Genomic DNA, 26,384 nt, shown 5'->3' with positions numbered 1-26,384 from the left:
CCAGAAGAATCGAATATGGATTCGATTTCTGGGTCTTTCGCCTATCCGCTTACTTAAACAGCGACGGTATGGACATCCAATCGAGCGAAAAATTCAGCTCCAGTCCGTCAGATAAAAACTTAACATCCTTAACGGTTACCAAATCCGGCAGATAATCCTTGATCGAGATTTCAATCGGTTCCAGCATGAACACCTTTTGAGGCACCTCGACGCCCCGGATTGTCGTGGATTGGTGATTCAGGATGAGATGGCTTCCTCTTGCCGACATTTGAAATTTCAAAACAGCACCAAAGGGCAGCACGCCATACCGGCCGTTCATTTGTGCTGTCATCACGGTGCCGTTCATTTGAAAATCGGCCCCTGTAATTTCAACGCCCAAGTCATGGGTATTCATATATTTGACCAAATTCTTTTTGCTAAGCTGCGATACTTCCTCAATACTCAGCTTCATGCGGGTGTCCCGGTCCGAAACCATCGTCATCAGCTTTTCCTTGAAATCTACGGTGCGGTACTTTAAATCAAGAGTCTGGGTAGGATATACAAACCAGACGGCAGCACCGGCTACGACAAGCAAAAGGATCAGGATGACCAGGAAAAATCGACCGGCTCTTTTTTTTCGGCGCGCCATCGCAGTCCCCCCTTTACGAAGTAAAAATATCGCTGTATAATAGGCTTCTTTCGTCTCAAAGTATATATGAAGAAGACAGGCTTGTCACTTTTTGAGCGAAAAGATCCACAATTTAGTGATTCAAGTTATCCAGATTGTGGTATTACGTTTTTGTCAAATCATTCTACGGTCCCAAGGAGGAAGTTTATTGATGAAAAAAACTTTAGGCATTACCGCAGCACTTGCTCTGGCCCTGTCCCTTACAGCCGTTGCCAGCGCAGATCCGATCACCGGAACGGTTACAAACGCAACGTACAACAATACGGAAGAGCCGATCATTAAGCCTGACGAAGTGGTCCTGAACCCAACGCCAATGCATGAGCTGACCAAGGTTACCTACTTCTATAACGCGCCTAACGGCAAAAAAGTCGGCGCTTTGGCACCGCAAAAAGTCGATACAACCGGCAATCGCTTTGAAGACGCTCGCGGTGGAGAATGGGTTGAAATTTATACCTGGCTCGGTACCGCTTGGATTTACGTCGATTAATCTAAAGCCGCTGAGCTGCTCTATTAAACACATAATTTTTAGTAAGTCTGTTTTTGCTTGCTAAGCAATAAAGTATTAAGCGCATAAAAGAAACCGTTCATTCGTCAATGGCTGGGTCCTTTACCCGCATTACATAACAGAACGGTTTCTTTGCGTTTTATGCTTATGATTCGCTTCAGGACACGGTCATCCAGTTCCCTTGGGCTCCACATGGATGTGCACGCTCATGATGTCATGGACTTTCTCCATTCTTTCCTCGATCCGGTCGCTGATCCGATGCCCCTCGAGAACGCTGATATGAGGATCTACCTCAATAACGATATCCACCAGGACCCGGTTGCCATGGATTCTCGCCTTCATATCCTTGATCCCTTCCACGCCGGGGGTGCTAGCAATCGTAGCCCGCAGATCGGACAGGCGGCTTTCGTCGAAGCCATCGGTCAAATTGTGGGTCGACTCTTTAAATATCCCCCAGGCTGTCCGGCATATGAGCAAACCTACCGCAATTGCAGCGGCCGTGTCAAGCCAAGGGAGACCGAACTGTGAGCCGATGATGCCTACCGCCGCCCCCACGCTGACCAATGCATCCGATAAATTATCCTTGGCCGCAGCCATTAAGGCCTGATTGTTTATGCGCCGGGCGAGATTCCGGTTATACCGGTACACACCCAGCATCACGATCGCGGAAATGCAAGCCACGCCCGCAGACCATACATTCGGGATTTGCTTGACCCCTTCAAAAAAAGACCGCCCCGCCTCAACCAGCACCTGAATTCCGACAAACGCCATGATAAATGATGCGATCAGTGCAGCGACCGTTTCGGCTCTTAAATGCCCGTAAGCATGGTCGGAATCGGGCGGCTTTCGGGAGATGCGCAGGCCGATTAATACGGCTGCCGAAGCTACAATGTCCGTCATATTGTTAAAGCCGTCGGCAAGCAAAGCGCTGGAGGCAAATACGCTGCCGCCTACAACTTTAAATGCCGAGAGCGCCAGGTATGCCCCGATGCTGACCCATGCCCCGCGCTCCCCCTTTTTTATATTCTCATAGACATCCACGATGCGCGTCTCTCCTTTAACTCAGCTTAACAAGGCAGCATGAAGCGAACCTCTTGATCCTATCCATATTCACACCGGCTATGGCTATTCTTGTCGCGTCGATGTTAATAAGCGCCTTCACCGGATGTACCGCATCGAGCCCGGGTCATTCGTAAAAAACAGTATTAATTATTGTTACCCTTGCGGGGGGTTTTAAAAACGAATAAAATGAGAACAGCTAAACCACGAAGGAGAGGGTGATCCCATGCCCGAGAATCAGGAATCGCGAAAAATCAATTTGGCGGATGCCATCCGTCAAAAGCTGGAGCAGAAGAAGCAGCAGAACTCGGCTGCCGGCAAACCGGGGCAGTTCCAGCCTGGCCAAACCCCTAAACTGAAAAGCCAAAATAACAAAAAACCAAACAATCAGCGTCGCCGCACCGGCGGCTCCTAAAAGAGCCTGCCATCGCTGCTATCCGAAAACGCGAAAAAAAATGCTGCGTCTCTTTCATGAAGAGATGCAGCATTTTTTAATCGTACCTCACGTTCCCTTGCCGGGAGGACCCGGCGCGGCGTTATTACGAGGTAGCTTCTACAGCATACATGCGTTCACGAAGAGCTTTGATCTCTTCGCTCTCCAGATACTCGTCATAGCTCATGACGCGGTCGATGATGCCGCTTGGCGTAATCTCGATAATCCGGTTCGCAATCGTCTGAATGAACTGATGGTCATGCGAAGTGAACAGAATCGTTCCGTCGAAATCAATCAGCCCGTTGTTGAGGGCCGTGATCGATTCCAAATCCAAGTGGTTCGTCGGCTCATCGAACACAAGCACGTTCGCGCCGTTCAGCATCATCTTGGCAAGCATGCAGCGGACCTTCTCGCCCCCGGACAATACGCTGGCCTTCTTCAAAGCCTCTTCGCCGGAGAAGAGCATGCGTCCGAGGAATCCGCGCAGGAATGTCTCGTCCTGGTCTTTGGAATACTGGCGCAGCCACTCGACCAAGTTCAGATCCACGCCGTCGAAATACGCCGAGTTGTCCTTCGGGAAATAGGCTTGGGTTGTCGTAACCCCCCAGCTGTATTCGCCGGATTCGGCTTCAGTCTCGCCCATGATGACCTGGAACAGCGTCGTCTTAGGCAAGCTGTTCGGCCCGACAAATGCGATTTTATCCCCTTTGTTCACCACGAAGCTGACATTATCCAGCACCTTCTCGCCTTCGACGCTCTTGGTGATTCCGTCAACGGTCAGCAGCTGCTTGCCTGCTTCGCGCTCCGGCTTGAAGTTAAGGAACGGATATTTCCGGTTGGAAGGACGGATATCCTCCAGCGTGATTTTTTCCAGCTGCTTCTTCCGCGACGTCGCCTGCTTCGATTTCGAAGCGTTGGCGGAGAACCGCTGGATAAAGGCTTGAAGCTCCTTGATCTTCTCTTCCTTCTTCTTGTTGGATTCACGCTGCAGCTGGAGCGCCAGCTGGCTGGACTCGTACCAGAAGTCGTAGTTGCCGACATAGAGCTGGATTTTGCCGAAATCGATATCCGCAATATGCGTACATACCTTATTCAGGAAGTGACGGTCATGGGATACGACGATAACGGTGCCTTCGTAATCCATCAGGAAGTTCTCCAGCCATTGAATCGACTCGAGGTCCAAGTGGTTGGTAGGCTCGTCAAGCAGCAGGTTGTGCGGACGTCCGAACAACGCCTGGGCGAGGAGAACCCGCACCTTCTCGTTACCGGAAAGCTCTGCCATCTTCTTGTCATGCAGCTCGCGCGGAATGCCGAGACCGATCAGGAGTGCAGCCGCATCCGGCTCGGCGTCCCAGCCGTTCAATTCGGCGAATTCGCCTTCCAGCTCACCTGCGCGCATACCGTCTTCTTCCGAAAAATCGGCCTTCGCATACAGCGCATCCTTCTCCTTCATGATCTGGTACAGACGCGCATGTCCCATAATGACGGTCTCCAGAACCGGATATTGGTCATATTCATAATGGTTCTGCTTCAGAACGGCCAAGCGTTCGTTCGGGGTCATATGAACCTCGCCTTGGTTCGGTTCGATCTCGCCGGACAAAATTTTCAGAAATGTCGATTTGCCCGCCCCGTTGGCGCCGATCAGGCCATAACAGTTGCCTGCCGTGAATTTTATATTTACATCTTCAAATAGTGCTCGTTTGCCATAGCGGAGCGTTACGCCGCTTGTACTGATCATTATCGCATTACCATCCTTTTTCACTGTGGTTACAGCACATTATAGCATAAGTCCGGCAGTTATCGAAGCGTATCGGCGGATTAAAAACAGTTTAAACAAAAAACTCCCACCACCCGCTCTGACAATCAGCGAATAGTGAGAGGTCCAATTCAATTCACGCGTCCCCCCGCATCATCGACAGGGAACTATGACTCTGCATTCCGGCATTCCGGCTGGATCTTGAACGTCTCTCCGTATTTCAATACCCGGATGCGTTCCTTTGCGATCCCAAGGCGCTGGCGTTCCGCCTCCATGCGGTCGAGCGCCTCCTTGGCCGTATCATCGGCCAGCTTGAAGGTTCCGTAGTGCATCGGGATCATCGTCTCGGCCTTTACGTCCTGGAACGCCTGCAGCGCTTCCTCCGGATTGACATGCTGGGAGGTCATGAACCATTCCGGCTCATACGCTCCGATCGGCATTAAGGCGATATGGATGTTGAACCGTTCGCCAATGAGTTTAAAGCCCTGAAAATAGCCGCTGTCCCCGGCAAAATACAGATTCGGCGGGAGCAGGCGTGCTCCTTCCCCGCCCTGTGCCACGTCGCAGCTGTCCTGGTCCGCGCCGTCGTCTTGCGTCCGCCCTTCCTGCTGCGCCGGCTCCAGCACATAGCCTCCCCAATGCGACGTATTGGTGTCGAACGGCGTGCGCCGCGTCCAGTGCTGGGTCGGGACAAACGATATTTTCACGCTGCCGATCGTGGCCGATTCCCACCATTGCAGCTCGATCACGCGGCGAAAGCCCTTTCTGACCATCTTGCGCCGCAGTCCGACCGGGACGATAATCGTTGTCTCGGACCGGTACAATTTCCGAATGGACGCAAAATGCATATGATCGTAATGCGAATGCGAGATCAGAATGACGTCGACCGGCGGAATGTCTTGAATCGGAATTCCGGGCTCACCGAGCCTTTTTGTAAATCCCATTCTCCGCGCCCATACCGGATCGGTAACGATATTCATACCTTCATATTGAATGAAAAAGGTCGCATGCCCGACCCATGTAACGGAGGTTTCGTGCCGGTTGCTGTGCAAATACGGCAAATCCGGCGTCAGGTTCGGAATGACATACGAATAGTCCTTCTTCTTCTGACGGCGCTCGTCACGCCACTGCTTAAACTGCTTTAACGTTTTGTCCGTGCTGACATTATCGATATTGTTATAGCGGACTTTTGGCATGCAGCCTCCTCCTTCCATATCCAGTATTGTACCCTGTACCGGCCTATCCGCTCAACTTTTGCGCTTTGTTGTTTCTTATAACGCAAATGAAATGCAGCGAATCAGCAAATCGACGGCACGAATAATACTCCCCCTGATTAATCTGAAGGGTCCTTATATTTGACGACATAGACGGCCAGGAACACCACGGCTGCCGCTACGGTCAGAAACGGGGCGACAAAGATACCGAAATCCTCCATCGTCTCACCCTCTCTTCGCGGATTTGCCGCGAATGTAATTCGCATCGAACAGGAACAGGCGCATCAGCAGGATCAGCGATGGGATCAGCACGCACAGCCCCAGCACAAATGCGGTGATGAGCGCGACTGCCATCGTATCGTTGGTGATGCTCTCATGGACGTGAATATAATCGTATAGAATGTACGGCAAATGCGACCTGCCGTATCCATACCAGGCAAACGCAAATTGAAGCATCACCATGACAAAGGCCAGGCCCAGCTTGATTTTTTTCCAAACGAGATAAACGGCGATGCAGAAGCATAAGAAGGAAGCAATAAACATCCAGGCCATATGCAGCATGTTCTGAAAATGCACCGGATTCTGATGGTTGATCTGGAAGAAGGCGAATAAGGATGCGAGAATCGTCGGCCCGCTCCATGCCAGCGCATACCCCCGAACGATCCCGAAGGCAACCTCATCCCCTGCCCGCTGGGCATAGTAGGTCAGAAACATCGCCGAGATATACAGCACGCTCACCAGCGCCAAAATAATGACGGACCAGGTGTACGGATTCGTAAAGAAGCTGTACCAATGAAGCACAACCTTCCCGTTATCCTTATCAATGATTCCCCCCTCGGAGATCGCGAGGATCGTGGACAGCGCAGCCGGAATGAGGAGTCCTGTCGCCCCGTACAGGGCCATATAGACTTTATTGGTCCGGGTCTCGGTCTGGCTCCCGTACGTATGGTACGCGTAATACGCTCCGCGGATGGCAAGCAGGACAAGCGCCAAACTGCCGGGCACGAGCAGCGCCGTTCCGTAATAGAAGGCCGCGTCCGGGAAGAAGCCGACCAGCCCGACGACGAAGAAGATCAGAAAGACGTTGGTCACTTCCCATACGGGGGACAAATACCGCTGAATAATGTTGTGGATCTTGTTCCGATGTCCGGTGAGCACGCTGTAAAAGCTGAAGAAGCCCGCGCCGAAATCAATCGAAGCAACGACCAAATAACCGAACAGAAATGTCCATAATATCGTAATGGCTACCATTGCATAGCTCATGCGCGGTCCTCTCCTTCGATTTCAAGTCCCAGCGCCCGGATTTCCTCTTCGGCGCTCTTGTTCCGGAACAGCTGGCTGAGCACGCGAATCGCAGACACCGACAGCACAAGATACAATACGATAAACAGGAGCAGCATCCAGCCGACGCTGGTGGAGGTTGTCGCCGCGTCCGCCACCTTCATGTAGCCGCGCACGATCCACGGCTGCCTTCCGATCTCCGCCAAAAACCACCCCAGCCAAATCGCCGACATCGCTAAAGGCCCTAATGCCACTATACTGAGCAGCAGCCATTTTGGATAAGGCTTTTTGCCCGGAAGCTTGCGGCGAAACAAATATAACAGCGGAATCAGCACGAGAAGCGCCCCGATCGTCACCTTGAGATCAAAGTAATAATGGACCGAGAGCGGCGGCCGTTCATCCTCGGGGAACTCGTTCAGCCCGATGACCTTCGTTGCGGGGTTGTTGCCTGCCAAAATGCTGAGCGCGTACGGTATTTTCAAAGCGTATTTGACCTCATGATTCTCATCGAGGATGCCGCCGTAAATGAGCGGCGCCCTCGTCATCGTCTCGAAATGCCACTCCGCCGCCGCCAGCTTCTCCGGCTGGTATTTGGCCAAAAATTTGCCCGAGAAGTCCCCGATGGCCACCGTGGCAACTGCAAATACGAAGGCGGAGACGACGGTCAGCTTCAGCGCCTTTTTAAAATATACATGCGTGCTTCCCTTAAGAAGGCTAAAAGCCGCAATGCTTGCCAGCACGCCTGCGCTCGTCGTAAACGCGGAGGCCAGCACATGGCTCACCTTCGTCGGCGTTGCCGGATTGAACATCGCGACAAACGGATTCACGTTCGTGAACACGCCGTCAACCAGCTCAAACCCTTGCGGCTGATTCATGAAGGCGTTCATGCTGGTAATGAAGAAAGCCGAAGCGGATGAGCCGATGGCTACGGGAATGAGCAGCAGCAAATGCGTCGATTTATTTTTGAACCGGTCCCAGGTGTACAAATAAATGCCCAGAAAGATCGCCTCCACGAAAAAAGCGAAGGTCTCCATAAACAACGGCAGTGCAATCGCCTTGCCGGCTACGCGCATAAAGGTCGGCCACAGCAGGCTCAGCTGCAGTCCGATCGCCGTCCCTGTCACGACCCCTACCGCAACCGTGATGACATATCCCCGCGCCCACCGCCTCGCCAGCAGCGTATAATGGTCATCTCCCGTCTGGATCCCCCTCCATTCGGCCAGTGCCAGCATAATCGGGATGCCCACCCCGATCGTCGCCAACACGATATGAACAAACAGGGTCAAACCGGTCAATATCCGGCTCATTAATACCGGATCCAGTGAAGACATTAAGGCTCACTCCTTCATATTAATAGCTGCTCGGGTTGCTCAGGCGTCTCGGAGTTATCCGGGATCGCTCCGGTTTAGCAACCGCCTAACACGCATCCTCTCCTTCGCATCAGCCGAAAAAATGGATGAAACGCAGATACCCTTTCACGGCACCGTACAGCATAATCGCGGCAACGATCCAGCACACCAGGGCCAGCGTTCTCTCCTGCTTACGGTACATGCCCGGTCTTCTCCCTCCACTTTGGAATCGCTCTTCTAAATCTTCTATATAAGCTTCTATGTAAGTCCTCCGTAAGAAGCACAGAATTAGGTATCCTGTCAGGCTAGTCGCCTTCAGGTCAATCAGTCCTGCTCAAGGATAGTTTGACAAACCTTTCCTCTTTTTATCCAAAAATTCGCTCTTGCCGGTGGCCAGGCCGGGATGCGATGTTTTTTCCCGCGGGGAACTGAGGTACAATAGGAGCATAAGGAGGCGATACTTGAACTATGAAGATTACATTCATCGAACCGACCCCAAGCCCGAACTCCATGAAGCTTCACTTGGACGAAACGCTGGAGCCGGGCATACGCAAAACATATACGGTTGAAAACGAAAGATCTGCTCCATCCTGGATCCGCCAGCTGCTGCACATTCCTGGTGTGAAAAGCGTGTTCCATACAGCGGACTTCATCGCGCTCGATCGCAAAGGCAATGCGGACTGGCCTTCCATCCTGGGCGCCGTTCAGGAGATATTCGGCCAGGAGGGTCTGGCAGCAGGACTGAATGAAGGCGAACAAGAGGCCGCCTTCGGCGAAGCCCAGGTGTTCGTGCAGTATTTCCGCGGCATTCCGATGCAGATCCGCGTAAAGAGCGGCGCCAAGGAGGAGAGAATCGCCTTGTCCGACCGGTTCACCAAAGCGGTGACCGAGGTTGCGACCGCTACCCTCATTAAAGAGCGCAAGCTGAAGGAATACGGCGTCCGCTACGGCGAGCTTGCCGATATCGCGCGCGAGGTCGAGCAGGAGCTGGAAGCGGCGTTTCCGCAGGAGCGTCTGGATCGCGTCGTGGCGCAGGCGATTGCCCACGGCGCCAACGACGAGGAATTCGTGGAGCAGCGGCGCAAGCTGAGCGATGAAGAAATCGAGACCGCCCTTTCGGATGATGACTGGCGCGTCCGCTATGCCGCACTCGAGGTGCTGGAGCCGAGCGAGAAGCATATCCCTCTGCTCCGCAAAGCGCTGCAGGATCCGAAGATGCAAATCCGGCGGCTTGTCGTCGTTTATCTCGGCGACATTCGCACGCCTGATGCGATGGAGCTGCTGTACGAGGCGATGCGTGACGACGCACCGGCCGTACGCCGGACAGCCGGCGATACGCTGTCCGATATCGGCGATGCTGCCGCTACGCCGGTTATGATCGAATCGCTGAAGGATACCAGCAAGATCGTACGCTGGCGCGCCGCCCGCTTCCTCTATGAGGTCGGAACCGAAGAAGCGCGCTCGGCGCTCGAAGAGGCGGCGAACGACCCTGAATTCGAGGTCAGCCTGCAGGCTCGCATGGCTCTGGAGCGGATCGAATCCGGCGAGGAAGCGGCCGGCACGGTGTGGCAGCAAATGGCCAAGCGTACCCGCTCGTAAGCGGGCGTCATGCCGTCCATGCCCCCTAAAGCGGATGGCCGGGACGAAATCGGGTCAACACTCCAGGCGACAAAATTAACCATTGATTCTCACACGCGATGTGATTTATACTAGGAATCTCTTGTTAGAACTGAATAGAAGGATAGCCTCATCAATCCAAGATGAGGTAGAGGTTGCAGACATGATCAGTAATCGCGTCGAGGCGAAGAGGAGCCGGGGAAGCGCAGATGAAAGGCATGGCTGCCGAAGTGCAGGATATACTCTTGTATTCTGTGCTGGGGTCGTTGCCGAAAGGGACGGAACTGTCACGGGAATTGCATGACGCAATCGCCCGTGTTGCGCTATCTTCATGGAGGGTTTGATGCGGATTACACATAGACCGCAGGTACAGGACCTGGGGTCTATTCTTTTTATTCGGGGTAAAATGACTTGTAGTCGTATCTCTTACTATATAGAAGGAGTGTTTGATCTTGAGTTCTAGAAAAGCACCAGCAGCCTCCCTGAAGCCAAGCTTCAAGGCCCGTCATATGACGATGATCGCCTTGGGCGGATCCATCGGCACCGGCCTGTTTCTGGCAAGCGGAACGGCTATATCCTCCGCCGGCCCTGGCGGGGCACTCATTGCTTATGCCGCCGTCGGCCTGATGGTATACTTCCTGATGACCAGCTTGGGCGAGCTGGCCACGTATTTGCCGGATGCCGGCTCGTTTAGCACGTACGCCTCCCGGTTCGTCAGTCCCGCCTTCGGCTTTGCCGTCGGCTGGAACTTCTGGTACAACTGGGCGGTTACCATTGCCGCTGAACTTGCGGCGGCTACCGTGATTATCAAATTCTGGTTCCCGGACAGCCCGTCCTTCCTGTGGAGCCTTCTGTTTCTGGCCATCATGTTCGGCCTGAACTATCTGTCGAGCAAAGGGTACGGCGAATCGGAATATTGGTTTGCCATCATTAAGGTTGCGACCGTCATCATCTTCCTGATTATCGGCATCCTGATGATCGCCGGCATCCTTGGCGGAAAAGCCGTCGGCTTCTCGAATTTTACGATGGACGGCGGTCCTGTGCACGGCGGCTTCTTCGCCTTGGTAGGCGTATTTATGGCAGCCGGCTTCTCCTTCCAGGGAACCGAGCTGATCGGGGTTGCCGCCGGCGAAAGCGAAAATCCGAGAAAGCATGTGCCGAAGGCCATCCGCCAAGTGTTTTGGCGCATTCTGATCTTCTACATTTTCGCGATTTTCGTTATCGGCATGCTGATTCCGTATACGCATCCGAGTCTGCTTCAATCCGGCGTCGATAACATCGGGGTCAGTCCATTCACGCTCGTGTTCGAACGCGCCGGACTTGCCTTCTCCGCTTCCGTCATGAATGCCGTCATTCTCAGCTCCGTCCTGTCGGCCGGCAACTCGGGCATGTACGCCTCCACCCGAGTTCTCTATTCCATGGCGAAGCAGGGCATGGCACCGAAGTGGCTCAGCCGGCTGAACAGCCGCGGCGTTCCCGTGGCGGCCCTGATCGTGACGACCGCAGTCGGAATGCTCGCTTTCCTGGCCTCCTTCTTCGGGGATGGCGTTGTGTATGTGTGGCTTCTGAACGCCTCGGGAATGTGCGGCTTCATTAACTGGCTCGCGATTGCCGTCAGCCATTACCGGTTCCGCAAGGCGTATATCGCGCAAGGACATGATCTGAAGGAGCTGCCGTTCCGGGCACGCTGGTTCCCGTTCGGACCGCTCTTCGCCTTCCTGCTCTGTCTTGTTGCCATTATCGGCCAAGGGAATTTCAGCGGAGATATCGACTGGCTGACCATCATTGCCACCTATGTAAGCATCCCGCTCTTCCTGGCCATCTGGTTTGGCTACAAGCTCTTTAAGAAGAGCCGTATCGTGCCGCTGCAGGAATGCGACTTAAGCACCGATTCCAAATAAGGCAGTGCGAAGAAGTATATACCTTTTGCGATTTTGAATCTGTCATTGTTCTGCCCATAAGGGAAAAGAGCATATCTAATGTCACGACGGCATACAAAGGGGCGGTCCCCCGTAGAATAACATCTACGGGGGACCGCCCTTTCTTCATTATTGGCTTACATTTGGTTTGACTCGCTTGTATTGAGCACCCACTTCCATGCTACCAGGCGATCTGCACTCTCAAATCATCCGTATCCTCGAATGCGCTGTGATAATATTTGATAGAGCCCAGATTGTTCTTCAGCTGTAATTGCTGGAGCGTCTGAACAAGCTCGTTTTCGCTGCCGTCATATCGGAACACCAGCTTACGGCTCTTCGCAGCCTGGGCGTCCTTCACGAGAGGCTGCAGCTGTTTATAGGATCTGACGATCGCACTTGCATCATAAAGATGATATTCCAGATCCTGCTTGATCGCTTTATAAACGGCCGCTTTCGCCCGGTCCTTGCGGGTCAGCGACGACAGGGTGTCCCGGTAGAGAGTGTCCGCCTTCGGGTAGGACTTCACCCAAGTATGATCCCGGCCCATCTGCTTATCTGTCCGAAGATAATACGTGTACGACACCTCATTTGGGCGGTCCGGGACCGGATCGTCCCATGTCGTGTCCATATGGTACCACTTGCCGTCCAGCAGCACGAGATTCCACGCATGGAGCTGACCTTTCGGATTATCCGGGGAATACGCCGTACCTTCCACAATCTTATTCTCAATACCGGCTTCTTTAAGCAGCTTATGGGTCAGCAAGGAGTAACCCTGGCATACCGTACTGCCCGTGTATAATCCATCGTAGGCGGTATATTTCGTCAGGGTCGTGTCATATTTCAAATTCAGGACCACCCAATCATGGATGGCCTTCACCTTCTCATGATCATTCATCCCTGCCTTGATGATGCTTTTCAATATCGCGGCAGACCGCATATCGACATATCGGGTCTGCTCCGCAGTCTCGCGATAGCTTAACTGGACCGTCACATTTGCCGCGCTAGCTGTTCCATGATAGTCATAGCTGTAGCTTGCAATGGTGTAGTGGATATACGGGTCGCTGGCCATCGCCTGGTCAAGCGCATCCTTCAGCTGGGACTTCAGCGACTTGGTTTCCCCTTGATAAGCAAACCGCACGGTGGACTGTCTGTCGTTCATAGCCGCCAGCAGCTCCTCCTGGATAGCACCGACCGACTTGATGACCGGTTTGTTCGAAGTAGCATACACATCTATAAGATTAGCCGGCTCGGGGACAGCGGCCACGGTTACGGCTAAACTCCCTGCGAGCAATAATTTGGCTATCGTTGATCGGCCTCGTTTCATCGGTATACCGCCCTTCATCTACCTAATCCCTAAACACCTCCATTGTACCATATTTTCTCAGTGTTTAAGGATTATATTTATGTCGATCAAGCACGAATACCGAAGCTTACCAATAATACGTGGACATGAAGGAATCGCTGCGGCCCGAGAGCTTCGAGAGCGCAACCAGCACTTCAGCCGCTTCTGCCCGGGTCACCTCGCGCTGAGGCAGGAACTTGCCGTCAACAGCCGGCAGCAGACCCAGCTTCATGGAGATCAGGGCCGCTCCTTTATTGGTGATCGCCTGCGCGTCCGATACGCCCAGCACATCGGTAGGAAGGCTGAATACTTTTGACAGCTTCTCGTAGTTAAGAATGCGGGTCAGCGAGCCTGCGAGCTCATCCCGGGTCAGCTTGCGATCCAGCGGCAGCGTGCCTTCAGGATCGTAGGACAACCAGTTTTGCCCTACCATGACTTGAATGGCCGGATAATACGGATGGTCCGGCTGCAGCCCGGCATAAGGGTCGACGGTGCTATTGTACATATCCTTATACGACGGGTTGACGGAAGCCGCGACCAGCTGGTACCATTCCCCGAGCGTTATCTGGCGATCCGGATATACTTTGCCGTCCTTGTCCGGCTCCAGCACCCGGAACTTCACCAGCTCTTGCAGCGCCTGTTCCGACGCATGGCCTTCAATGTCCGTCACGGCCGGAACGTCCTTTGTTCCGATTTCCGTTACAAAATTCCGCCAATTTCCGGTTGCTGCATCCAACGGCAGATGGATCCCGCCGTAATATTCCTTCTGCTGCTTATGCGATGGATAATAGACCAGCTTGATGGTCGGCTCTTCCATTTCACCGGCAATCGTCCGGTAGCCGCCGTAATAGGCATACTTCAGGTTAAGCTCGATTTCGCCCAAATACTTCGCTTTGGCCTGCTCCGGCGTCACGGCCGGCTTGGCATCCGCCTTCAGCTCGGACAGGTTGGCAGCCGCATTCAGACTAAAGTTCTGTATTTGGCCGTTCAGATCAATGGCGAGGCTGATCGAATCGCCCATAATCCGAATATCGCCGACATAACGCTGGAAGTTGAATTGATAAGAGCCTCTCTTGCTCCCTTTGGACGGCCCCTCCGCCATGGTCAGCCTCCACTCTTCAGACGCGTTCGGCACCAGCTTCGATACCACCTCATATGCCTGGTTCAATGCGGCCTGCTGCGAGATCGGCTGCTTCACTTCCGCTGCTTCAAAGACATCATAGCGGTATCTCATGTAGGAATATAATTGCCCGGTCTTGGCATCAACCTCGGCCGAAACCATTTCCCCCGCTCCGTAAGGAGCACCCTTCTCTTCCATCCATCGGATATTCCATGTACGCACCTCGGGGTTATTCCACCGGTTGCCCAGCGACTTCGCCTCCAGCTTCATGCCGGACGGAACCGGGATGAGGGACTTCACCCACTCAGCGGCATCATTTCCTCCGGAGAATGTGCCCTGACGCGGCTTGAAGGTCTCCTTCGCCGCCGGGATGCGTCCATCCTCTACCGGGATAATTTCGGTTTCAATCCCCATGTAGCCGATCGGCTTGCCCGAATCCGCATCCAGGTACGATCCCGCCTGCTCGTTCGGTATGTACCCCAGAAAATATTTGCTCTTCCCATTGCTATTATCCCTATTTTCCGGCACGTAGGCCAAGTCGACCGAGAACTGCTTCTCGTAGAGCTTGCGGATCGCGTTCGCGTCTAGCTTAGGCATCGCCGAAGGATATTTCTGATTGCTGTAGCTGCGGTTATAGCTGGTGACATTGCCCTGTCCGTCCAAGGAAATATTGATGCTGTTCAGGTCGGATTCGATGCCGTTCACGGTCGATTGGAAATAAAAAGCGAATACCGGCGGCGTGAACAAGGCAGCTTGCATTCCCAAATAGCCGTTATTTTCCTTCAGGTCCTCCACTTTGACGTCGGAGGTGTGCGTTTTGATCCACTGCAGCGCCTTCTCCTTGGCGGCTTCTCGTGTCAATACGGGCTTGTCGGTGTCGTCTCTCAACCCGTTCGGAATATGCACATTCATGATCTCCCCGGTAACGGCATTGACCTGTGCACTGAATCCAATACTCGAGTACCCTCTCGTAATCGATAATTGCAAGTCCCACGAAAGCGTGTTGCCTCCAAAATTATCCGTTTCCGAAAATTGAGCGTTTGTGACTTTGACATTCTTAAGGATCGGAAACGCATTCCGGATAATTTCTTCCGCTTTCTTGGACGAAATTTTGGCGCCTTTCGGAATTTCGTTGTCGGTCACGCTGATGCTGCCGTCACTGCTGTTTACCGTAACGGATTCAGCAGTAGGCGCGCTGCTGTTTGTAGCCGATGCCGCCCAGGCCGGCTGAGCCATGCATAACATTGCCGTGACAGCCGCCACGGTCTTTTTAACGTGTGCCTTCCTCTTTCCGGTTGAATTCGATTTCACTTTATTCGCTCCTCCCCATGTCTTGGAATTTACCATCGCTTCTCAGCATCGGCTGCAGGTTCTATGTAGGATAAGCACTCCGCTGAAACGCCATATTACCAAGCTATCTAAATAATACCATAACTTGTCTATATATTCCTTATGTAGGAAGCTACAAAAAGATGCCAGAACTGTTACCTATAAAATGAGGAATGCCATCATCCTGAAATTTAACGCTCCTCATCATATATCAGATGCATAGATATCAGGCTCGCGTTCGCTTGTCCTATGGATCGAGGGAAGCCTCAGGGAAAACGATAAGCACATTGTAATCTGCCCATCTCTCGAACTCCTCTTCCACTAGACCTGCTTCAGCCTGTCAACAAAGGCTTGTGCCCGCTCCGCCACGGTCTCGACATTCTGGGTCAGCAGCGCATCCTTCGGAATCAGAGCGCTTCCGAGACCTACCGCTGCCGCCCCAGCCGCAAAATAGTCCTCAAGATTATCCAACGTGACCCCTCCGGTTGCAAGCAGCGGAATATGGCTCAGCGGCCCCTGCAGCTCCTTCAGATAAGCAAGCCCGAGGCTGGCCATCGGAAACAGCTTGATGATTTCCGCACCCGCCGAATAGGCGGCCACGATTTCCGTCGGCGTCATCGCCCCCGGCCATATATCAATGCCCCGCTCCAGCGCATACTCGATCACCGCCAGATCCGTATTCGGCGAAATGAGAAACTGCGCTCCGGCAGAGACGGCCTCCTTCGCCATGTCCACATCCAGCACTGTACCGGCGCCGACATACGCGGTACCGTCGTAACGGCTGCGCCAATCGGAGATCATATCCAAGGCCCCCTCCGTGTTCATGGTCACTTCCATGAGCCGAACGCCGCCCCGGGTCAGCCCTTCACCGATGGTTCGCGCCTGCTCCTTCGTAATTCCCCTTACAATTGCCACCAGTTTGTCACGCTTCAATATATCAGTAAGCTGCATCGTTTATGCCTCCCCTTTCTTATATACACCTCTCGGGCCATCATAAACCCCGTTAGGCAGCAATGCAAATGCAACGAATGGTTCACATTTGACGGGACCGAATGCCTCAAATATAAAAAACAGGCCAAGGGATCCTTCCCCCGACCTGTTTCCTTACAATTCGTTCAATTTACCCGCGAAACTCGGCCAATCCTTTGCCCAGCTCCCGAGTAGCGCCATATACCGTCTGATACAGCCCAAACAGCTTCTCATACTGCTGCGCGGTGTCCGGATTCGGCTTATAAGTGCGCGCCTCGCGCAAAAACTCCTCCGCACATGCCTGCAGGCTCGGGAACCAGCCGGCGCCGTATGCCGCTAGCATGGCCGCGCCCATTGCAGGCCCCTGCTCGCTCTCCAGCTTCACGATTTCGGCATTGAACACATCGGCCTGCATTTGCAGCCAGTCCTCGTTCTTCGCTCCGCCGCCGATGGAAATGACGCGGTCGATCCGCTTCCCCGATGCCCGCAAAATATCGATCGATTCACGAAGCGAGAACGTGATCCCTTCCAGCACCGAACGCGCAAAATGCGGAAGCTTATGCCCTGCATCCATGCCGATGAAGCTGCCGCGGATATCCGCATCCGGATGCGGCGTGCGCTCGCCGACGATGTACGGCGTGAACAGCAGGCCGCCGCTGCCGGCCGGAATGTCGCCGATTCCGCTTAACAGCTCGTCGAAGGAGACGTCCGGCGCAAACGTATCTTTGAACCAGGTCAGGCTGTATCCTGCAGCCAGGGTGACCCCCATAATGTAGTACGCGTCTCTCTCGCCGTGATTGAAAAAGTGGACCTTGCCTTCGAAATCCACCTCTCTTCGCTCCTCGTAGGAGAGGACCACGCCGGACGTGCCGATGCTGCACATCGTCTGTCCTTCGGCCAGAATGCCGGCTCCGATCGCGCCGCAGGCGTTGTCGGCGCCGCCTGCGAATACCTTCGTCTCCGGCAGCAGGCCGGACTCCCGCGCAATCTCCGGCAGAAGCGTCCCGCACAGATCAAACGACTCGACGAGCGGAGGACAAATGGAATGAGGAAGCTCGAAGGCATCGAGAATGTCGGTGCTCCACGATTTTGCGGCTACATCCAGCAGCAGCGTTCCCGCCGCATCGGAATAATCCATCGCGTACTCCCCGGTCAACCGGTATCGCACATAATCCTTCGGCAGCAGGAACAGGGCCGCTTGCTTCAGCAGCTCGGGTTCGTTCTCCTGCACCCATAATATCTTCGGCAGCGTAAACCCTTCCAACGCACGGTTGCGGGCGATGCCGAGCAGCTTCTCCTGAAGCGTATCTTCAATGCGGCGGCACTGTGCCGTCGTACGGGTATCGTTCCACAGGATGGCCGGACGCAGCACGGCCCCCTTGCCGTCTACCAGCACCAGTCCGTGCATCTGCCCGGAAAAGCTAAGTCCCTCCACGTCCGAAGCGGATATCTTCGATTCTTCAAGCAAGAGACGCAGGGACAGCAGGGTCTTGTCTACCCAATCCTCGGGACGCTGCTCGCTGTAGCCGGGCTTCGGCTGGCTCAGCGGATACGACTCCGAATGCTCGGCGACAACATTGCCGCTGCGGTCTACCAGCACCGTCTTCACCGCACTGGTGCCCAAATCAACTCCGATCACGTAACTCATCTGCATCCTCCTAACGGTTCATTTTTGAACATCAATTCTGTGATACTGATATCTCGGAATGGAATGGCTCCAAACGTTCCTAGTTTGTGAAATAAGTACACCGGCTTCCTTGGGGGGAGCCGGTGAAGGTTTGAATTTCATGGTACAGCAATATCAGCTGTTCGATGAATTAGTTCGCAAGAATGTACTGGTTCAGGATCGCTTTAAGCATTTCTTGGCGTCCGGATTCATTTTTACGAGGGGAATCATTGTTCAGGGCGTATTCGGCCAAGGAAGCCAATGTCGCCTTGCCTGCCACAACGTCTGCCCCGATGCCTTCCTTAAAGCTGCTGTAGCGCTTCTCGATGAAGTCCTCGAATACGCGGTCTTCGATCAGCTTCGCTGCCACTTTCAGGCCTTTGGCATAGGTGTCCATACCAGCGATATGGGCCAGGAACAGATCTTCCGGCTCGAAGGACGGACGGCGAACCTTCGCGTCGAAGTTCACGCCGCCGCGGCCAAGGCCGCCGTTCATCAGCACTTCGTACAAGGTCAGGGTAGCATCGTAGATGTTTACCGGGAATTCATCCGTATCCCATCCGATCAGCATATCGCCCTGGTTCGCATCGAGGGAGCCGAGCATGCCGTTGATGCGCGCTACCCGAAGCTCATGCTCGAACGTGTGTCCAGCCAGTGTAGCGTGGTTAGCTTCAAGATTCAGCTTGAAGTGCTTATCGAGGCCGTATTTCTGCAGGAACGCAATGGTCGTTGCAGCATCGAAGTCGTATTGATGCTTCGTCGGCTCCTTCGGCTTCGGCTCGATCAGGAACTGGGCGTCAAAGCCGATTTCCTTCGCATAATCGACAGCCATGTGGAACAGGCGGGCCAGATTATCCAGCTCAAGCGCCATGTCGGTATTCAGCAGGGTTTCGTAGCCTTCGCGGCCGCCCCAGAACACGTAGTTCTCAGCGCCGAGACGCTTGCCCACTTCAAGGCCCTTCTTGATCTGTGCGGCGGCATGGGCATATACGTCCGCATTGCAGGTCGTGCCTGCGCCATGCATGAAGCGCGGGTTCGTGAACATGTTCGCCGTGTTCCACAGCAGCTTCTTGCCGGTAGATTTCATGTGCTCTTCAATAGAATCGACAATCGTGTCGATGTTGCTGTAGAACTCGCGCAGGCTGCTGCCTTCAGGAGCGATGTCCACGTCGTGGAAGCAGAAGTACGGCAGATTCAATTTCTCCATGAACTCGAAGCCGGCTTCTACGCGGGCTTTCGCAAGGTCCATGCCGGAGTAGTGTCCCCAAGGGCGAACGGCGGTGTCTGCACCGAACGGATCGGAGCCTCCAGCGGTTAATGTATGCCAGTAAGCCATGGCGAAACGCAAATGCTCTTCCATCGTTTTGCCGGCTACCACTTCGGTCGGATTATAAAATTTAAAAGCATAAGGATTGGTCGATTTGCTTCCTTCATACTCTACTTTGCCGATGTTATTAAAATAAGCCATTGATTGAGTCCTCCTATACCTTGATAAGGTGTGGTTAACGCTTACAGGGATATCCTAACACAGTCGGGCGGACTTTGTCTATTGGTTAAACAAAGTAATTTGCAACCGGTCTGCCCGCGTTGGCACACTTGTCCTTCTCGCCATGTGGCTGCCCTTCCAAGGCACATCCGTTCAACAAGGCCCTTGGTCCCCCTGCTCCTCCTCGACCTGTTGCATTTTCCTGCCTTTAAGCCTAGACTATGAGCATATCTAGTCTCAGTCAGCAAGCTAAAAGGATGAATATATCTATGACCAAAATTACCGGTGACCAGGCTCTGGTCAAGAAAATAAACCGCTCGATCATTCTCGAAACGATACGCCGGCATGCTCCCGTGTCCCGTGCCAAGGTTTCCGAGCTGACGGGGCTGAATAAAGCCACCGTCTCTAACCTCGTTCAGGAGCTGGCGACCCATCATCTGCTTCAGGAAATCGGCCCCGGAGAATCCAGCGGCGGCCGAAAGCCGCAGCTGCTCCTCTTTAACGGCCAAGCCGGCTACGCGGTCGGCGTTGAGCTGCGCGTCAACCAAATGACGGGCGTGCTGACGGACCTTGAAGGCAACATCGCCGCCGAGGCAGACGACTCGCTTGCGGAGCATGATGTTGAATCTGTTACGCAGCGCATGATTGCAATGATTAAGGAGCTCATGCAGCAGGCTCCTCCATCGCCGTACGGCATCATCGGGATCGGTGTCGGCGTGCCGGGCATGGTGGACGGCAACGGCACCGTCCTCTTTGCCCCCAACCTGGGTTGGGATATGGTGCCCTTGCAGCAGCGGCTGGAGGAGGAGCTCGGTCTTCCCGTGACCATTGACAATGAGGCCAATGCGGGCGCCCAAGGCGAGCTGAGGTTCGGGGCGGGACAGGATGCCCGCCACCTTCTGTATATCAGCGCCGGGAGCGGGATCGGCTCGGGCATCATCATTAACGGCGAGCTGTACAAGGGTGCCCGCGGGTATGCCGGGGAGAGCGGGCATATGTCGATCGAGGCCGATGGCAAAGCGTGCTCATGCGGCAACCGGGGCTGCTGGGAGCTGTATGCTTCGGAGAAATCATATGACGATAAGGGCGATCGGCTTCCGGCAAGGCGAACCTCGGCATTGATCCGCCATGCCGAGGAAGGCCATGCGGAGACCATCCGCCATTTTCAAGAGCTGGGGCGCTATTTGGGGATCGGCATCACGAATCTGGTGAACGGGTTCAATCCGCAGTCGGTCATCATCGGGGGACCGCTGTCGGATGCAAGGGCCTGGATCGGGGACACGCTGAAGCAGGTCGTTGCCGAGCGTACGCTGCCATATCACAAAGAGCTGATGGAAATCCACTTTGCGGAGCTCGGCAGCCGCTCAACGATGATCGGCGCTGCTTATTCCGCCATTTCGCAATTCCTCGGACCGGTCAGAGTTTCGGTTCCAGCTACGTAAATGACTAGATTTTGCCATATTTCCCTTGTGGCGGATTAAGGCAAAATCTTTCGTTTTCCGCTATAATTAATCTTGTTCTGTCATGTTCAACCACCGTTCCGGTATGAAACGCGTGTGATGTTATAGCAAAGGGAGAGGAAACGCTCTAATGACCTATGTAAGCACCGAGGATATTTCCCCGCAAATGTTTATTACCGTGCTGCTGTTTCTCCTTGTGATTGCCCCGCTGTTCAGCCTTGGCATTATGAGGCTGTTTCAGGGCAAGAAAAAAGCCGGCTTCACCCTCATGGGCTCCGGCGTAGGCGTGTACATTGTGTTTCAATTGATCATGAGTCTGTTCTTCGACAAATGATGGGCAGGATTTCTCAGACCGGCGCGTCCGGTCATCCAACATGAAAAAGGCTCTTCCCCATTTCGCGGGAAAGAGCCTTTCTTCGTATAGACGATCACAGGTTCATGCAGCTTAAGCTTAGCCTTCCGGGTTCAAAGCTTTGTTGAACTGAAGCTTGTTCATGCCGAGAATGCGGTGCTCGCCGATAATGGTCAATGGTACGGCGCGTACCCCCATATCCCATACTTGCTGGGCATATTCTTCGTTCTGCTCGATATTGCGCTCTTCGAATTCGATGCCCTGCTCGGACAAGAAGCCTTTGACCTGCTTGCAGTGCGGGCAGTTATTCGATGTGTAGACAATGACGTTTTCCATGGTTCATCCAGCTCCTCTATGCTATGATTTTCGTTGCTTCTTCTATCTATCAGTTTACAATACGACCGCGTTATGTTCCAAGCTCTCGATGTACTTCTCGGCATCCATTGCCGCCATGCAGCCGCTGCCTGCAGCCGTAATCGCTTGTCTGTAACGGGTGTCCTGCACGTCGCCGCATGCGAAGACGCCTGGAATATTCGTCTCGGACGTACCCGGCGTCGTCACGATGTAGCCGTTCGGATCCGTCGTAATGCTTCCGCCGAGGAAGCCTGTATTCGGATGATGCCCGATGGCCACGAATACGCCGCTTGCTTCGATCATCTCTTCCTCGCCCGTTTCGTTGTTCACCACTTTAATGCCTTTCACACCTTGTTCGTCCGCAATGATTTCTTGCGGCGTGCGGTTCAGCGCCCATTCGATCTTCTCGTTTGCACGTGCGCGGTCCTGCATGATTTTGGACGCACGCAGCTCATCGCGGCGGTGCACCAGCGTTACCTTGGAAGCAAAGCGTGTCAGGAAGTTCGCTTCCTCCAATGCGGAGTCGCCGCCGCCAACCACGACGATTTCCTTGCCGCGGAAAAAGAAGCCGTCGCATGTTGCGCAGGTGCTTACGCCACGGCCTACATTGTCCTGCTCGCCCGGAATGCCAAGATACTTGGCCGTTGCGCCCGTGGAGATGATCAGCGTCTCCGTTACGACTTCGCCCAAGCCTTCAACGTTCAGCTTGAACGGACGCTCGCCGAACTCTACGCTGTTGACCCAGCCCGTACGAAATTCAGCGCCAAAGCGTTCAGCCTGCTGGCGCATATTGTCCATCAGCTCGGGACCCATAATCCCTTGAGGGAAGCCCGGGAAGTTCTCGACTTCAGTCGTTGTCGTGAGCTGGCCGCCAGGCTGTGGCCCCTCGATCACGAGCGGGCTCAGATTCGCGCGAGCCAAATAGATTGCAGCAGTCAGGCCAGCGGGGCCGGTACCTATAATAACGGATTTATACATGTCGTTTCCCTCCTGTATATGTAACGCTTAATTATAATCATTATAAATTAATATTTATTATGATTCTATATTGACCGCATGTCAATAGACCATGCTGCAACCAGGATGAAATTATTGTGAAACCTTTGAAAAATTACAGCGATGAGTTCCAATCCATCGACCGTGGATTGTACAGATTATCGTCGAGGTCGACATACTCCAATTGCGGTAGTTCACCAATAACAGCCGGGGCACTCGCCAAACGGTTTCGGCCCAGGCTCAGCCACCGCAGCTTCTTAAGCTCTCGCAGCTCAACAGGCACGTCCGTGATCGCCGTATAATTAATACAAAGGTTCTCCAGCCGTGACAGCTGCCCGATCTCGGGAGGAATGCGGTTTAACGATACATCCTGCCTAGGCAAAATAACGTCGACCGAGTCATGGTAGCTTCCACATGCGATGGTCAAATGTCGAAGTGAACTCAGCTTGCCGATCCCCGCCGGGATTTCCAGCAAATTCGCTGTATATACGGTTAACGATTCCAGTCTCCTTAGCTCGAACATTCCCTCGGGCAGGCGGGTCACATAGCTTTCGTGAACCATCAACTCCCGCAGGTCCGTCAGCTGACGAATGGACCCAGGTATTTCCGTAATGCCAAATCCGAATATCTCCAATCTGCGCGGCTGGTGAAACAGAACTGCTTCCCAAAACGCTTCAAACTCCCGATGCTCCGGCAGGCACAAAAACAAGCCGGGTACCTCTTGCGCAAGCCTTCTGGCTTCATCTTCCTCAACCTGAAGACCACCCATACGTTCATGAGCAACTTGATACAAGAGCTCCCGGCCCTCATGGTCCACAAACGTCAAATCCTCTGGCAACCGGGGATGCTGCCAATCATATAATGCCGTTGCAGCCTCCTTCAACACAGCCGCAGATTCTTTGCAGCACCGGTACATATAAAATGACCCTGGGCTATATTCGATTCCCCTCCCCGGCGTTATATCCCTCTCAAACCTTAGTTCATGCTCCTCGCTCGTTATCGTGTACTCCTCAACGAGATAAGGCTCAAGCAGTGCAAAAATCCGCCCTGCCCCTTCCATCCATTCCGGATTGCCCTCACCAGCCAGCATGAATCGATCTTAGCCGTCAATGCATTGAAGGTAGCCCCTCCTTGCCACCATGAACATATCCGCCCGCTCCGTCGCGTAATCGATCAGCCACTCATAAGCTTCGCCCCTGGGCGAATCGTAGAATGCCGTCATTCTCCTCCGCCTTTCCTTATCGAGATTCGCTACAAACGTCTGCTCTCTGCTTCATTATATGAAAAATCCCCTTCCTTCTCGAATATCGAAAAGAAAGGGGATCCGTTATGCTGGCATCATCATTTGAATCTCTTTCCCTAAGCGGTCAGTTTCCCGAGCGAAGAAGCCTTAATCCGTTCAGGATGACGAGAATCGTACTGCCTTCGTGTCCGATTACGCCGAGCGGGAGCGCCACGCCTTCCAGGAAATTCGCCGTAATCAAGGTAAGGATGACCGCAATCGCAAACACCATATTTTGCTTCACGATCCGCTGAACCCGGCGGGCTACCTTCACGGTACCTGCGATTTCATCGATATTATCGTTCATCAATACCGCATCCGCGACTTCCAGCGCCGTTCCGCTTCCCGAAACGCCCATGCCGATGCCGACCGTGGCCGTTGCCAGCGCAGGCGCATCGTTAACGCCATCGCCGACCATGACAACATGCCCATGGCGCTCACGCAGCTCTTTGATATGGTTGACCTTATCTTCCGGCAGCAGGTCGGAGAAAACCATATCGACGCCGGTTTGCTCGGCGATAACCTGTGCAGTAGCCTTCCGGTCTCCGGTCAGCATCGCCACGCGAATCCCCATCGACTGCAGCCGCTTAACGGCAAGAGCAGCCTCCGGTCTCACCGCATCCTGTAAAGCGATCATGCCGACAATTTCGTCATTTCTCATAATAACGGACACGGTCTTGCCCTCGGATTCCAGGCGTTGACGCTGCGCAATCCATCCGGCCTTCCCGTTCGGGCGTTCGGTCTGTGACGGATGGCCGTTCTGATCTTTAATAGCTTGATGAGATAAGGAAAGCTCTGCTTCATCGGTTACGGCATCCAGCACATCGCTCTTGCCGATTTTCCAGATGTCGCCCTCCAGTTCGCCCTGCATGCCCCATCCCGTTAAAGATTGGCTGTTCTCTACCTGCTTCAGAGGCACTCCGGATTCCTCCGCAGCTCTTACAACCGCTATGGCGAGCGGATGCTTCGACATCTTTTCAACCGATGCGCTGATAGCAAGCAGTTCACGATCGTCCCAGCCTTCACCCGCAATGAAATCCGTTACCTTCGGCGTTCCAAGCGTCAGCGTTCCTGTCTTGTCAAAAGCAACGACCGCTGTACGCGCCATATTCTCAATATGCGCACCGCCCTTAAACAGCACGCCTTTGCGGGCCCGGTTGGAAATCGCCGACAGCATCGCCGGCATAATCGAGGATACCAGGGCGCAAGGGGAAGCAACGACAAGAAACACCATCGCTTTATAAAAGGCTGTGCTGAAATCCCAGCCGAACAGCGGTGAAGATAAAGCAATCAGAGCGATCGTCACGACGACGACGACCCGGGCGTAAATCGCCTCGAACCGCTTGATGAACCGCTGTGATGCCGGCACTTCGCTTTCCGCTTCCTCAACCAGGCGGATGATTTTGGCGAACAGCGTCGCGTCCGCCGACTTTGTAACCTCGATGTATAAGACGCCTTCTCCGTTAAGCGTTCCTGCAAATACTTCGTCTCCTACGGCTTTATCGACCGGAACCGATTCGCCGGTGATGGACGACTGATTCACGGACGAGCCTCCGCGATACACATTCCCGTCCGCCGGAATCAGTTCTCCCGGCTTAACCAGAATCAAATCGCCGATCTCAAGCTTGGCGATCGATACCGAGACCATGTTCCCGTTCTCGATACGCAGCGCCGTTTCCGGCTGCAGCTCCATTAAGGAAGAGATGTCCTTGCGGCTTCTTTCGGTCGTGTAGCTTTCCAGCGCTCCGCTTAACGCGAAAATAAAAATCAGCATCGCCCCTTCGTTCCAGTAACCGATCGAGGCGGCACCCATGGCGGCGGCAATCATGAGCAGATTCACATCCAGATCGCGCTCCTTAAGCAGCGTCTGCACGCCTTCCTTCGCCTTGACCCAGCCACCAATGGCGTATGAGATCACATACAGCGCAACGGACAACGGTTCCGACCATTGGCCGGCCATCCAAGCCGCCAGCATGAGAACCCCGCTGCCCAATGCAGCCAGCACCTCCGGATTGGAGAGCAGGCTCCGGATATCCCATTTTCCAGGCTGACGCGGCTCGCGCGGATCAGCTCCATGTTCGATTGAAGATATGCTTGCAGCTGTTTGACTTTGCATCAGTTCCATTACAATCACCTTCCTAGTTGAGAATGAGACCCATTATTAATGCCCTAAAAATGGCACATGCTGCCCCGGCTAAGCCGAAGCAGCATGCTAAATGAGAATGAAA

Annotated in this window: 22 protein-coding genes and 1 riboswitch; of the genes, 6 read left to right on the top strand and 16 right to left on the bottom strand. The window is 53.9% G+C overall.

The window, feature by feature from the left end; genetic code table 11:
- Positions 1-49: 49 nt before the first annotated feature.
- On the bottom strand, positions 50-628 hold the full coding sequence (locus NSQ46_RS03995) for a hypothetical protein (RefSeq protein ID WP_144870055.1): 579 nt from the start codon (positions 626-628) through the stop codon (positions 50-52).
- A 190-nt stretch (positions 629-818) separates the two neighbouring features.
- On the opposite strand from NSQ46_RS03995, the gene NSQ46_RS03990 reads away from it, so the two are divergent.
- A complete protein-coding gene (locus NSQ46_RS03990; RefSeq protein ID WP_028405767.1) occupies positions 819-1,154 on the top strand; it encodes a hypothetical protein in 336 nt (111 codons plus the stop codon).
- Between the two features lie 186 nt (positions 1,155-1,340).
- Here the strand turns inward: NSQ46_RS03990 and NSQ46_RS03985 are convergent, their stop codons facing one another.
- Positions 1,341-2,216 carry a cation diffusion facilitator family transporter gene (locus NSQ46_RS03985; RefSeq protein WP_040739873.1) on the bottom strand — a complete coding sequence of 292 codons (876 nt, stop codon included), beginning with the start codon at positions 2,214-2,216 and terminating at the stop codon, positions 1,341-1,343.
- A gap of 241 nt (positions 2,217-2,457) precedes the next feature.
- On the opposite strand from NSQ46_RS03985, the gene NSQ46_RS03980 reads away from it, so the two are divergent.
- Complete coding sequence (locus NSQ46_RS03980; protein WP_007131688.1) at positions 2,458-2,646, top strand: hypothetical protein; 189 nt, start codon at positions 2,458-2,460, stop codon at positions 2,644-2,646.
- A 124-nt stretch (positions 2,647-2,770) separates the two neighbouring features.
- Here NSQ46_RS03980 and NSQ46_RS03975 read toward each other — a convergent pair whose 3' ends face one another.
- From NSQ46_RS03975 to NSQ46_RS03960, 4 genes are all read right to left on the bottom strand, one after another.
- A complete protein-coding gene (locus tag NSQ46_RS03975; RefSeq protein ID WP_007131689.1) occupies positions 2,771-4,402 on the bottom strand; it encodes an ATP-binding cassette domain-containing protein in 1,632 nt (543 codons plus the stop codon).
- 185 nt (positions 4,403-4,587) lie between these two features.
- Entirely contained in the window at positions 4,588-5,616 is a 1,029-nt protein-coding gene (locus NSQ46_RS03970) for an MBL fold metallo-hydrolase (RefSeq protein WP_007131690.1), read from the bottom strand.
- A 243-nt stretch (positions 5,617-5,859) separates the two neighbouring features.
- Positions 5,860-6,897 (bottom strand): cytochrome d ubiquinol oxidase subunit II, encoded by a 1,038-nt coding sequence (locus NSQ46_RS03965; RefSeq protein ID WP_007131692.1) that lies wholly within the window; start codon positions 6,895-6,897, stop codon positions 5,860-5,862.
- Entirely contained in the window at positions 6,894-8,246 is a 1,353-nt protein-coding gene (locus NSQ46_RS03960; protein WP_341034921.1) for a cytochrome ubiquinol oxidase subunit I, read from the bottom strand. The genes NSQ46_RS03965 and NSQ46_RS03960 overlap by 4 nt, the downstream gene beginning before the upstream one ends.
- Positions 8,247-8,732: 486 nt before the next feature.
- Between NSQ46_RS03960 and NSQ46_RS03955 the strand changes: the two genes are divergently transcribed.
- Both NSQ46_RS03955 and NSQ46_RS03950 read left to right on the top strand, forming a co-directional pair.
- Positions 8,733-9,863 (top strand): virulence factor, encoded by a 1,131-nt coding sequence (locus NSQ46_RS03955; protein WP_028405763.1) that lies wholly within the window; start codon positions 8,733-8,735, stop codon positions 9,861-9,863.
- A 159-nt stretch (positions 9,864-10,022) separates the two neighbouring features.
- Positions 10,023-10,215: riboswitch (Lysine riboswitch) on the top strand.
- A gap of 175 nt (positions 10,216-10,390) precedes the next feature.
- Positions 10,391-11,782, top strand: a complete 1,392-nt coding sequence (locus tag NSQ46_RS03950; RefSeq protein WP_232239355.1) for an amino acid permease — start codon at positions 10,391-10,393, stop codon at positions 11,780-11,782.
- Positions 11,783-11,981: 199 nt separating this feature from the next.
- On the opposite strand, the gene NSQ46_RS03945 is transcribed toward NSQ46_RS03950, so the two are convergent.
- The 5 genes from NSQ46_RS03945 to xylA all read right to left on the bottom strand — a co-directional run bounded on the left by NSQ46_RS03945 (position 11,982) and on the right by xylA (position 19,694).
- Positions 11,982-13,124, bottom strand: coding sequence for a transglutaminase domain-containing protein (locus tag NSQ46_RS03945; RefSeq protein ID WP_007131697.1), 1,143 nt, complete (start codon positions 13,122-13,124; stop codon positions 11,982-11,984).
- Positions 13,125-13,230: 106 nt separating this feature from the next.
- Positions 13,231-15,573, bottom strand: coding sequence for a YcdB/YcdC domain-containing protein (locus tag NSQ46_RS03940; protein ID WP_341034920.1), 2,343 nt, complete (start codon positions 15,571-15,573; stop codon positions 13,231-13,233).
- A 339-nt stretch (positions 15,574-15,912) separates the two neighbouring features.
- Positions 15,913-16,542, bottom strand: coding sequence for a bifunctional 4-hydroxy-2-oxoglutarate aldolase/2-dehydro-3-deoxy-phosphogluconate aldolase (locus tag NSQ46_RS03935; RefSeq protein ID WP_007131699.1), 630 nt, complete (start codon positions 16,540-16,542; stop codon positions 15,913-15,915).
- 169 nt (positions 16,543-16,711) lie between these two features.
- Positions 16,712-18,208, bottom strand: a complete 1,497-nt coding sequence (gene xylB / locus NSQ46_RS03930) for a xylulokinase (protein WP_251537541.1) — start codon at positions 18,206-18,208, stop codon at positions 16,712-16,714.
- A gap of 169 nt (positions 18,209-18,377) precedes the next feature.
- Positions 18,378-19,694 carry a xylose isomerase gene (gene xylA / locus NSQ46_RS03925; protein WP_007131701.1) on the bottom strand — a complete coding sequence of 439 codons (1,317 nt, stop codon included), beginning with the start codon at positions 19,692-19,694 and terminating at the stop codon, positions 18,378-18,380.
- 287 nt (positions 19,695-19,981) lie between these two features.
- Between xylA and NSQ46_RS03920 the strand changes: the two genes are divergently transcribed.
- On the top strand, positions 19,982-21,154 hold the full coding sequence (locus NSQ46_RS03920) for an ROK family protein (protein ID WP_144878976.1): 1,173 nt from the start codon (positions 19,982-19,984) through the stop codon (positions 21,152-21,154).
- Positions 21,155-21,302: 148 nt separating this feature from the next.
- Positions 21,303-21,506, top strand: coding sequence for a hypothetical protein (locus NSQ46_RS03915; RefSeq protein ID WP_007131703.1), 204 nt, complete (start codon positions 21,303-21,305; stop codon positions 21,504-21,506).
- 117 nt (positions 21,507-21,623) lie between these two features.
- Here NSQ46_RS03915 and NSQ46_RS03910 read toward each other — a convergent pair whose 3' ends face one another.
- From NSQ46_RS03910 to NSQ46_RS03890, 5 genes are all read right to left on the bottom strand, one after another.
- Positions 21,624-21,860 (bottom strand): glutaredoxin family protein, encoded by a 237-nt coding sequence (locus NSQ46_RS03910; protein ID WP_007131704.1) that lies wholly within the window; start codon positions 21,858-21,860, stop codon positions 21,624-21,626.
- Positions 21,861-21,914: 54 nt separating this feature from the next.
- Entirely contained in the window at positions 21,915-22,856 is a 942-nt protein-coding gene (gene trxB / locus NSQ46_RS03905; RefSeq protein WP_028405756.1) for a thioredoxin-disulfide reductase, read from the bottom strand.
- A 133-nt stretch (positions 22,857-22,989) separates the two neighbouring features.
- Complete coding sequence (locus NSQ46_RS03900) at positions 22,990-23,964, bottom strand: leucine-rich repeat domain-containing protein (protein ID WP_232239353.1); 975 nt, start codon at positions 23,962-23,964, stop codon at positions 22,990-22,992.
- 9 nt (positions 23,965-23,973) lie between these two features.
- On the bottom strand, positions 23,974-24,096 hold the full coding sequence (locus NSQ46_RS03895; protein WP_260842869.1) for a hypothetical protein: 123 nt from the start codon (positions 24,094-24,096) through the stop codon (positions 23,974-23,976).
- A gap of 145 nt (positions 24,097-24,241) precedes the next feature.
- The gene (locus NSQ46_RS03890; protein ID WP_342576357.1) at positions 24,242-26,281 is read right to left on the bottom strand and encodes a heavy metal translocating P-type ATPase; all 2,040 of its coding nucleotides are present in this window, start codon (positions 26,279-26,281) and stop codon (positions 24,242-24,244) included.
- Positions 26,282-26,384: the final 103 nt, after the last annotated feature.

This window comes from Paenibacillus sp. FSL M8-0142 (genome assembly GCF_038597315.1).
GTDB classification, from domain to species: Bacteria; Bacillota; Bacilli; order Paenibacillales; family Paenibacillaceae; genus Paenibacillus_AQ; species Paenibacillus_AQ lactis.
Note: the sequence above shows the minus strand (reverse complement) of the source record. Positions and strands in the feature narration are given on the sequence as shown.